A 5,632-nucleotide genomic window follows, 5' to 3' on the forward strand; every position below is an offset into this window, starting at 1 on the left:
ATCAATATTCTCAAAAAGGGACTAAGTACGGTAGGGCATACCGGAACTCACGCTTGGGGAGAGATTCCCTCTGGTTTGGTTGGATACGTCCTGTCAGATTAAGGAAACTCAGTGAACCAAGAATCCCTCGCATGAGAGCGATGGGAGTGTCAACGTCTGTGAATCTGTGATTGCCTATCAATTTGCCCGGGAGATGGATGCCACGGAATTAGCCAGTTTAATCACTGCGGGTAGTCCGATTCCAAAAGGCTCTTGTTCAGCCACAATTCTCGCACAGATTCAGCAAGGTGGTCTGGTTTCTCCACGGCTGAAAAACAAGTACAAAATTGCCCTTAGAGCTTTCTTAGATACATAGCTTCAGCCGTTTTCTGGTTAATAAGTTTTTGTCCCCTAACTCCCCGCAGGACAGGAATCGGCGAAAATTACGCAGGGAATCCCCACATGACTAATGGGAACAATATCGGGTTCTGTGGGGGGAAATAAAGCGACAACGTGGGGAACGGGACGGGGAGTATAATGCACTTGCGATTGACCTTGATAAGCGAGGGAGGTACTTGCTCCTGAATCTAACATCACCGCCTCCCGAAGGCCTGCCTGTACTAATAATTCTCCCAAGGACATCGAATCGATCGGGTCTCTGGAAACCCCGATTACTGGCTGTCCTGCCTGATTAATCCCCCAAAAAGCCCGGTGACGCAGGGCATCAAAACCGTAAAGTGTACCAAAGGATTCTTGCGGTTGTGGTTGTCCATCTTTGACTAACCAAGCGGCCGCGACAAAAGCATCCGTAACCTTGAGATCATCTCCGACCTCCGCTGCGATTCCTTCTAGGGTATTATGACGGGCAGGATCAAAAGGAAGATAACGCACCCATCGATCGGTAATGATTACTAAAGGACGACCCTCTAACTTGCCGATTTCACCTTCATATCCCGGGATAAAGCCGCCATTTTCGCTTAAAACCGGCCCGATCATCTGATTGGAGTCCAATTCCTTGAGAGAGAAAAAACCGCCATCTACAGCCGCGATCGCTTCTGTGCCGGCGATAATTTCCTCCACTTGATAGCGACTATCAGCGTGGATAGTTTTGGGAATACCGCCACTAATTAGAACAAGTGTATTGCTTGGGAATTCCACTTCCCGTTTTTGGATGGTGGTGGCAAAGTTAAAACCACCATCCCTACGGGGTAAGGGATCACCTCCCCAAGCTTGCGGTACAATTTCCTTGGTGCGCGATTGCCCAAAGCGTCCAATAGTGAGTAAATCGGGGGATTGTCCAGCAAAATGTTCATCGAGGTCATTCATCGATAAAGCCGCCCGATAACCCGCTTTTTTGACGAATTCCTTCACTCGATCGTCCGCCTTCCCTTCTGGATAGGTGAAATAATTAATCGGAATGCCCAATTCTTTTTCTAAGATTTGTTTCGACTGCTTGACTTCTTGCTCCAAATCTGCATCGGACAATAATCTTAAATCCCGGGGATGACTAACACTATGGGAGACAATTTGTACTAGAGGATCGGCGGCCATTTCCCGGAGTTGTTGCCAAGTGACACTGGTTCTGCCAGTTTTTTGAGTCATTTTATTGATATAAATCGAGAAAACGGCGGGATAGCCATATTTTCTCAATAAAGGATAGACATACTGGTAATGTCCCCCATAACCATCATCAAAAGTCAATAAAACCGGTTTAGCGGGAAGGGGGATACCGGTCCGCAGATGGGAAATTAACCAATCGATACTGATAGGAGTTGCCCCGATTTCCTGCAAAAATTGAAAATGTGCCTCTAATTCCCCCGGAGTAACGTCAAAAAATACCTCTTTTTCTGGTAAAATGTCGTGATACATTAAAATCGGTACTTTTGTCTCTTGAGCGCGGGGATGAATTTCTGGCCAGGGTGCTAATTCGATCGCTGTTGCCGAGTTATTTTGCCAATTATCGAGACTAATATCGTTTTTTTGGAGAGATAGGGGGAGAATCACGCGATCGGATAGGTTTTTATAGGTTTTACAAGCAAAAATTCTCGATATATCCTTAAAAGAACTATTTTCTAGGACATAATCCGCGCATTCCGGTTGAAACTCCCTAAAAGGTGCGGGGAGAGACTCACCCCCCACCAGAGCATTAGAACGAGGATACAGAGAACTTGCCCAAATAATCAGACAAACGACGATAAATGCCAAAAATCCGTATAGGGGAAGGGAAGGAAACGAAGATTTTTGCCGAGCTTGCCAACGCATAATATCAAGTAATCAAGTAAACAGTAAAAAGTAAAAAAGAAATTGAGATTTGCTCTATTACCTTGACCGACAAGCTGAGTTTCCCTATAATCCGTTCCCTTGTCAAGTTTTCTAGAACACCCTCATCAGGAGATAGGAGTCAGTATTCAGGAGGAGATAGGGTGATAGGGTTTTGGGGTGATAGGGTGATGAGACAGCTTCCCCACTTCCCCATTTCCCCACTTCCCCACACCCCATCACCCCCGCTATGTTCACGGGGATTAAGTTGGTAAAGCGTGACACAAAACTGCTAGAGTTACCAAAGACGAGTATATAAACTTTACAGATATTGTATGAGAGTTTTGGTTATTGGCGGAGACGGCTATTGTGGTTGGGCAACGGCACTCCATCTATCAAATAGAGGTTACGAAGTAGGCATACTTGATAGTTTAGTTCGTCGCTATTGGGACTTACAATTAGGCTGCGATACCTTAACACCGATCGCACCCATATCTCATCGGATTCAACGCTGGCAAGATCTGACGGGAAAATCGCTCGATCTTTTTGTCGGGGATATCAATAACTACGACTTTTTGATTCAATCCCTGCGACAGTTTCAACCAGATGCGATTGTTCACTTCGGAGAACAGAGATCTGCACCCTTCTCCATGATCGATCGCGAACACGCAGTTTTAACCCAAGTTAACAACGTTGTTGGCAATTTAAACATCCTCTACGCGATGAAAGAGGAATTTCCCGAAGCGCACCTAGTGAAACTGGGAACCATGGGTGAGTATGGCACACCGAATATAGATATTGAAGAAGGCTACATCACGATCGAACATAACGGTCGTAAGGATACTTTACCCTATCCCAAACAACCCGGTAGTATGTACCATCTCAGTAAAGTCCACGATAGCCATAATATCCATTTTGCCTGTCGGATGTGGGGTTTAAAAGCCACAGATCTCAATCAAGGGGTGGTTTATGGAGTCCTCACCGAAGAAACGGGAATGGATGAGATGTTGATTAACCGTCTCGATTACGATGGGGTTTTTGGTACTGCTTTAAACCGTTTTTGTATTCAAGCGGCGATCGGTCATCCCCTGACAGTGTACGGTAAAGGTGGCCAAACGCGAGGATTTTTAGATATCCGCGATACCGTGCGTTGTTTGGAATTAGCGATCGCAAATCCCGCTCAATCGGGGGAATTCCGCGTCTTTAACCAATTTACCGAACTGTTTAGTGTCGGTGACTTGGCACTGATGGTGAAAAAAGCTGGTTCCGCATTAGGGTTAAATGTGGAGATTAACAATCTTGACAACCCGCGCATCGAGTTAGAGGAACATTATTTTAACGCTAAAAACACGAAATTACTCGATCTAGGCCTACAACCTCACTATCTCTCCGATTCTCTCCTCGATTCCCTCCTAAACTTCGCCACCAAGTACAGAGACCGGGTAGATATGAATCATATCCTACCAAAAGTCACTTGGAAACGATAATTTATCAGTAAATGATCAGTTGAGGATGGGGTAGTAACCCATCCTTTGCGTTTTTCTTTTCTAATGTATCGGAATCAAACTCGGTCGCCAGTTAAAGTTCCTGAATCCGCACTGATAGGAATTATTGTCGCCCGCAATTGCGGGAATTAGGGCAACGTTCCTGCATTAATTGGGAAAATTCCGTTCTTTGAGCGGGAGTTAACACTTGACGAATTTCCAAAAAACTCTCAAATTGCAGGTTACTGATTTCTTGGCGATTCCGAGAGACTTGCTGATGTTTAGAACGGATATCTCGATCGGAGGCATTATTCGATAATAAACTATTTAATTCTTGTTCGTTGCTTCTCATGGTTTCTCGCAACGTTTTGGTTTTTTCCTGATATTTCTGACGAATAGCGGCAATTTTTGACTTTTGGTCATCGGTAAGGTTTAATTGTTCGATTAGTCTTTCTCTAGAATTATTCATCCCACGGGGACGACTCTCAGGACGCTGGGGAGAGCTAGTTTGAGCGATAAATAGACGATCTTGGGGATAGGATAACACAGTGGCAGTTGGGGCTAGGTTAACGGCTAGAGTTAAAGCCATGGTCGTGCCGAGAATCGAGAGAGTAGAAAGGGACATAATTGACCTCCACAAAGAAATTAAGGGTTATAGGTAGAATAGGTGAGTTGAGGCTCGTTTAAGCTCATCCAAGGCGAACTATAAACGCTAGGAGCAGCAATCGGTGGAGCGATGCTATAGTCCCAACTCTCCACTAAAAAAGCTTCTAACTCCTCGTCGGAAATTTGGCCCAGTTGTGGATGAGGATGAGACCAACGATAGGAAGCAAAAATCAGCACAGATAAGGCAGTAATACCAGTGATCAACCCCAATAAAGGCAGGGATTTTGGGGAAGTTACCGGTTTTTCTCCCCTAATCATTTGCATTAACTGTTCTTCTTGATCTATCGGTCGAGGTGGCAGCGATGGACGATAGCGACGCAGAAAATTAACCACTTTGTCATCTTCTGGGGACATTAGAGAACTCCTTGTTTTTGCAAAAATTGACCCATGGTTTTACGCGCATAATGAAGACGTGATTTCACCGTACCGAGGGGAATTTCTAAGATTTGGGCAATTTCCTTTTGAGGTAAGTCCTCTAGATCGTGAAGAACAAGGACAGCGCGATGTTCTAAACTGAGAATTTCTAACCCTTGTCGGACGACTTCCTCATAATGCAGTTGCATCAAATCGGGACTATCTTGGGGACGGGATTCGCTATCAAGGGAGTTTTCCTCATCAGTGCTTTTGGCCATCCTCATTTGTCTTTTGGCTAATTGTCGCCGACCATCGATCGCCACATTCCAAGTGATCCGATAAACCCAAGTGGAAAAGTATTCAGGTGAACGCAATTTCGGCAACCCGCGCCACACTCTTAAAAATACCTCTTGGACAAAATCCTCTAGGAATTCCCGTCCACAGAGTTGATAGAGAGTAGAGCGGATTTTTGGTTGATAAAGACGGTAAAGGTGGGGAAAAGCACCCCTATCACCCTTTTGACACTTTAAGATTAACTCTCGATCGCTCACAATTGTTTGCTTATCGGTTATCACCTCGATCATTCCCGTCACCCCTAGCTACTTGTCTGTTTAGACTAGGGGATGCCAAGAATGGTTCATCGAAAATTTTGGGTCTGAAACCCCGTCGTTCTACGACGGCTTTACCGTTAAATACTAGCGCATTTACACGATATATGCTAAAATGTGAGACATGGAAAAAGCCTATTCGTTTCGATTTTACCCAACACCAGAACAAGAGTCGCTATTGCGGCGCACTTTGGGCTGTGTAAGATTAGTTTACAATAAAGCTCTCCATCTCAGAACACAAGCATGGTATGAAAGACAAGAAAGAGTAGGATATACTGAAAC

The 5,632-nt window shown here is 44.9% G+C and carries 7 protein-coding genes; 3 read left to right on the forward strand and 4 right to left on the reverse strand.

Features of this window, described 5'->3' with window-relative positions; all coding sequences use genetic code 11:
* Positions 1–166: 166 nt before the first annotated feature.
* Entirely contained in the window at positions 167–355 is a 189-nt protein-coding gene (locus IM479_RS18330; RefSeq protein WP_287078567.1) for a hypothetical protein, read from the forward strand.
* A 35-nt stretch (positions 356–390) separates the two neighbouring features.
* Here the strand turns inward: IM479_RS18330 and IM479_RS18335 are convergent, their stop codons facing one another.
* Complete coding sequence (locus IM479_RS18335; protein ID WP_287685919.1) at positions 391–2,241, reverse strand: polysaccharide deacetylase family protein; 1,851 nt, start codon at positions 2,239–2,241, stop codon at positions 391–393.
* Between the two features lie 332 nt (positions 2,242–2,573).
* On the opposite strand from IM479_RS18335, the gene IM479_RS18340 reads away from it, so the two are divergent.
* Positions 2,574–3,725, forward strand: a complete 1,152-nt coding sequence (locus IM479_RS18340; protein WP_287685920.1) for an NAD-dependent epimerase/dehydratase family protein — start codon at positions 2,574–2,576, stop codon at positions 3,723–3,725.
* Positions 3,726–3,846: 121 nt separating this feature from the next.
* Here IM479_RS18340 and IM479_RS18345 read toward each other — a convergent pair whose 3' ends face one another.
* Genes IM479_RS18345 through IM479_RS18355 form a run of 3 tightly spaced genes read right to left on the reverse strand, consistent with a single transcriptional unit; the run spans position 3,847 to position 5,326 of the window.
* Positions 3,847–4,347, reverse strand: coding sequence for a Spy/CpxP family protein refolding chaperone (locus IM479_RS18345; RefSeq protein ID WP_287685921.1), 501 nt, complete (start codon positions 4,345–4,347; stop codon positions 3,847–3,849).
* A gap of 20 nt (positions 4,348–4,367) precedes the next feature.
* On the reverse strand, positions 4,368–4,742 hold the full coding sequence (locus tag IM479_RS18350; RefSeq protein ID WP_287685922.1) for a hypothetical protein: 375 nt from the start codon (positions 4,740–4,742) through the stop codon (positions 4,368–4,370).
* The gene (locus IM479_RS18355; protein ID WP_287674252.1) at positions 4,742–5,326 is read right to left on the reverse strand and encodes a sigma-70 family RNA polymerase sigma factor; all 585 of its coding nucleotides are present in this window, start codon (positions 5,324–5,326) and stop codon (positions 4,742–4,744) included. Before IM479_RS18355 ends, IM479_RS18350 begins: the two co-directional genes overlap by 1 nt.
* Before the next feature lie 148 nt (positions 5,327–5,474).
* Here IM479_RS18355 and IM479_RS18360 point away from each other — a divergent pair.
* A partial coding sequence (locus IM479_RS18360) for a helix-turn-helix domain-containing protein (RefSeq protein WP_287697068.1) occupies positions 5,475–5,632 on the forward strand: 158 nt, incomplete at its 3' end.

The organism is Microcystis sp. M165S2 (assembly GCF_020245885.1).
Lineage (GTDB): Bacteria > Cyanobacteriota > Cyanobacteriia > Cyanobacteriales > Microcystaceae > Microcystis.